Consider the following 4,005-nt stretch of genomic DNA (forward strand, 5'->3'; position numbering starts at 1 on the left):
ATGTCTCACAAACTAGCATCACATTCAGTTCAGAAATCGAAGAAGAACGCGGGTGCGCAGGCGCGCGGCGATGACGCTTTTTCAGGGGGTCGGCAGACCCCCCTTGGTATATACCGTAAATCGGTTGACCAGAATGGGGGTCAACCGAATGAAAAAAACAAAGAAAACAACAGGTTATTCAGTAGGCGGCAGCTTTATGCAGATCTGCGTTCAGCCGCTCGGATTCTGTTGAATCTGAACAAAAACAAGCCCCACCAAGTTGCGAAATGTCGGCACGTAAAAGTGTCTCCGACAGTTGAGCTAAACGTGCAAAACGTGGGCGAGGATGGCGGGCGTCGGGCATTCTTTTCAGGTCTAGCACAGTGCCGGAATGTGTGGGGCTGCGCAGTTTGTAGCGCTCGCATCGCGCAAATTCGCCGTTCTGAAATGAATCACTTGCTCGCGTGGGCGCGCGACAACGGGTTTGTGCCGGTGCTCATAACTCTGACAGCCCAGCACAAAGCAGGTGATTCGCTTTTTGATCTTCTCCAAAACATGAAGAAGGCGAAACAGCGGTTGCGTCAGCGCCGCGAGTGGCGCGATTTACCATTTGTTGGGTCAGTCACATCAACTGAAATTACTCATAGCTATGCAAATGGGTGGCACCCGCACTTTCACGAAATTGTCTTGCTAAGAGCTGGCGATGAAAGCGAAGCGCTGCATCTGATGCAACGTCTAGGCGATGCGTGGCGTGCATGTCTGAAGGGGTATGGCATGTGGGGCAACGATGCGGCGTTTGACGTTCGCGGGGCTGCCAATGCGGGCGACTACGTAGCGAAGTGGGGCGCTGCCGAAGAGTTGACGCTTTCAAGCTCGAAGAGCGGAAAACGCAAAGGACGCACGCCAAGGCAGCTACTTCAGGCGGGCGATGACGGGCTTTGGCTCGAATATTTCAATGCAACGAGCGGCAAGCGTAGGCGGCAATTGGTGTGGAGCCAAGGCTTGAAAGAAGAATGCGGTTTGGTCGAGCTGGATGACGATGAAGCTATGGCTGAAGTTGATGCAGCAGAGCAAAGCGGCCCTGAAATTGTCGCGGAGTGGGACAATGAAGGGTGGAAGCAAGTGCGCGCTAAACGCGTGAACTTGCTCGAGGCCGCAGAGCGCGGAGGCGCTGTTGCGGTCAAGGCAGCAGAAAGCGGGCCAAACGACGAGGACGAAAATGATTTCATCATAGAGGAGAACGAGGAGATGGAAGAACGCGATGCAACTGGCATGACAAAAGAAGAGCGCGAAGCAAGGCTCGACGAATTGTATGACACCGTCATCGACAGATACGGGATATCTGAGCTGGAATGGGAGATGCGCCATGCATCTCTAATTGCAGAGATCAGATGGCTCGAAGATGGCGGAAGGCCGCACTAGCGGCCCACAGACGCCCCTGTGGGGGGTCTGTTTAGATCGAGCCTCAATGGGGTCGATCAGGGGCAGAATGCCCCCTCTTAGGCTCCTGCCAGACCCTCGGAGAGCAAGCGTGTTTTTTGGAGGTGCCGCAGGTGCCGAACAAAAAACGCAAAGCGAGTTTTGCGTTTTTCGCAAAAACAACAGAAAAGGTAATATATGAGGGATTGAAAATGAAAGCAGCGGTGAGATGTAGTGCGTTAGATATGGCTGGATTGTCAGCAGCCGAAAAGCACGCGAAACGACAAGACAAAACAAGTGCGAAACGCGTCGTAAGAGATGCCTCTCCGCTCGTTTATAAGACGCTAGACCTTCGGTCGGCATATGACGCGCACACAAAAGGCGTTAGGCAAAACAAAGCGGCGAAGAAGCCTGTTCTGCACTTTATAGTGCGGTTTCCGCCTGAGCTTCTTGACGAGAGAAGAACCAACAGAAGCAAAGAAGAGCTGCAGCGCGCCATGGTGCGCCAAGCAGTGGAGTTTATAAACGAAACGCACGGCGGTAACGCTGTCTTTGCAGCGAGGCTAGACAGAGACGAGGCGGGCGAGAGCATCGTCGATGTTTTTGCTTCGCCAGTTTATGAAAAGCGCACGAAAAGAACGCCGCCGGATCAGCCTGGCGAAATGTGGTCGAGCGCCACAAAATTTGGTCGCGAGCTGGCCGATAAACATCGCGAAGAGATCCAGCGGCGGCATTCTGGGGCAGCGCCAAACTATAGCGCGCCGCGCGCGGTCGGTATTGCGCTGCAAAGCGAGTTTGCTGCGTTTTTCGAGCGTCGGAATAACATCAAGCTAGAGCCTAAGCGTGAGAAGTCGGACGGCGCGCCGGATCGCTTAGAAACTGAGGCTTTTAAAGCTGTCGAGACAGAGCGCACAGAGCTTAAAACACAACGCGAGCAGCTCGATGCAGAGCGTGCAAAGCTCGATGCTGCACAAGTCGATTTTGAGCGTCAAAAGTCTGTCGCTGTCGAAGCCGTCAGGGCTGAGCGCAAGCGAGTTTCTGGCTTGCGCGGCATTCTTGTAGAGCGCTTGAAGTCGCTCGATGAAGCGATTTCAGAAGTGCGTAAAAGCTTGCCGCGAATACGCAGATCTATTCAGATTGCATTGCGGCTCGGCTCTAGAAAAGAGGTCGAAGAGACACGCGCAGCACGCACTGATGCTGTGAAGATCATGCCGCAGATGAAGCGAACGAAAGCTGAGACTGTCGCGCTTCTACGCGCCATGTCAGCGCCGAAAAAGGCGCCCGAAAAGCTGGCTGATACTGACAGTTTCGACGGGCCGACCGTCTAACTTCGCTTGCAGCTCGTCGCGCTGCTTTCGCAAGTCGTCACGCTCGCTTTGCAAGTCAGACACGTGCATTTCTAGCGCTGTTGCACGAGCTTCCGCAACTTCAGCACGTGTGCGTAATGCACTGTCATGCACGCTGTGCGCACGCTGTTCATGCACGGCGTCGCTGCGCCATTTATGCGCATCATCTTCGGCAATTTTCCACACGCCTCTATTGTCGCGGATGCCACGCAAGTCGCCGTTTTTAAGCGCTCTGCTAACTGTCGATCGTGACAGTCCAAAGCGCTGTGCAACTTGTGCAGTAGTCAACATTTTTGACATGTTTTTGCCTCTCATGCACGCTGTGCGCACAGCGTGCAGGCTATATTATTATATACAACGAAGGCAACCTTCCCGTGCATCGCGCGCACGCGATGCACACATGCGCTTGCGCATGTTTTCTTGTGTCACTCACTGTCTTAAAAGCTGCTGCTTCGGAGCCGGTCGGGTGAGGCTGCAGGGCATTGCGCGCGCAGTAGCGCCAACACAAATCGACGTGGGGCCCCATTCATGGGGATACGTCTATTTGTGTTGGTGATGCGAGCACGTGATGCACAAACGCCGATCCCGTCCTGCTTCGTAGCTGCTGCTTTGGTGAGTGAGGGGCGGGGGAGTCATGCGCTTGCGCATGACGGGGGCAGCGCCCCCTTCTTTCTTTCTTTTTTGATCGCTTCGCGGGGCGCTTCGCTTGAAAGTGGGGATATACGACAATAAGTGGTTTTGTTGCTATCGCATTTCCCGCAATGCCGTCGCGCGAGCGGCGGCGTTGCTACTTTAAAGATAGTCTATATTTTTTTTGAATCCGGCCGATTTGGAGTTTCCGATTCAACTAAATAAAACAGATGCGAGCAGTTTCGCATTGTATTTAGTAAGAAAGGAAACAGGGATGGATCTGCTATTATTCATAGCTATCGCACAACTATTCTGTGCTGTTCTGGCTCTTATTATCAAACGATAATAATGTGCATAATGCAAATTATTGAAAGTCAAGAAAAAACTTGATTTTTGAGCGCCGATGTAACAACATCTGGCACAGATCAAAAAAGCCCGCCTTTCAGGGGGCGGGCTTCTTAGATCGTTCATCAGGCTCTAGACGCTGCTTAAAGTATAGTTTGGCGACGATACAAGCAGAGACAAGAGCCCTAATCAGATCAGGCGTGAGCCTGATGAACACGGAGGATAGTATGCGCACAGACGCAGAAAATCAAGAGAATAGTCGCCGCACCCGTCGGGGTTTGCGGCC

Annotated in this window: 3 protein-coding genes; 2 read left to right on the forward strand and 1 reads right to left on the reverse strand. The window is 53.0% G+C overall.

The window, feature by feature from the left end; genetic code table 11:
• A complete protein-coding gene (locus BVG79_RS13335; protein ID WP_085787618.1) occupies nucleotides 1-1,401 on the forward strand; it encodes a protein rep in 1,401 nt (466 codons plus the stop codon).
• Nucleotides 1,402-1,532: 131 nt separating this feature from the next.
• On the forward strand, nucleotides 1,533-2,726 hold the full coding sequence (locus BVG79_RS13340; RefSeq protein WP_157115762.1) for a plasmid recombination protein: 1,194 nt from the start codon (nucleotides 1,533-1,535) through the stop codon (nucleotides 2,724-2,726).
• Here BVG79_RS13340 and BVG79_RS13920 read toward each other — a convergent pair.
• Nucleotides 2,661-3,059: a helix-turn-helix domain-containing protein gene (locus BVG79_RS13920; protein ID WP_085787620.1), complete on the reverse strand. Its 399-nt coding sequence runs from the start codon at nucleotides 3,057-3,059 to the stop codon at nucleotides 2,661-2,663. The genes BVG79_RS13340 and BVG79_RS13920 overlap by 66 nt on opposite strands.
• Nucleotides 3,060-4,005 lie beyond the last annotated feature (946 nt).

Source organism: Ketogulonicigenium robustum, assembly GCF_002117445.1.
Classification (GTDB): domain Bacteria; phylum Pseudomonadota; class Alphaproteobacteria; order Rhodobacterales; family Rhodobacteraceae; genus Ketogulonicigenium; species Ketogulonicigenium robustum.

Coding starts and splice junctions, on each gene's coding strand:
- BVG79_RS13920 (WP_085787620.1), bottom strand. CDS start 3,059: ATGAGAGGCAAAAACATGTCAAAAATGTTGACTACTGCACAAGTTGCA.
- BVG79_RS13335 (WP_085787618.1), top strand. CDS start 1: ATGTCTCACAAACTAGCATCACATTCAGTTCAGAAATCGAAGAAGAAC.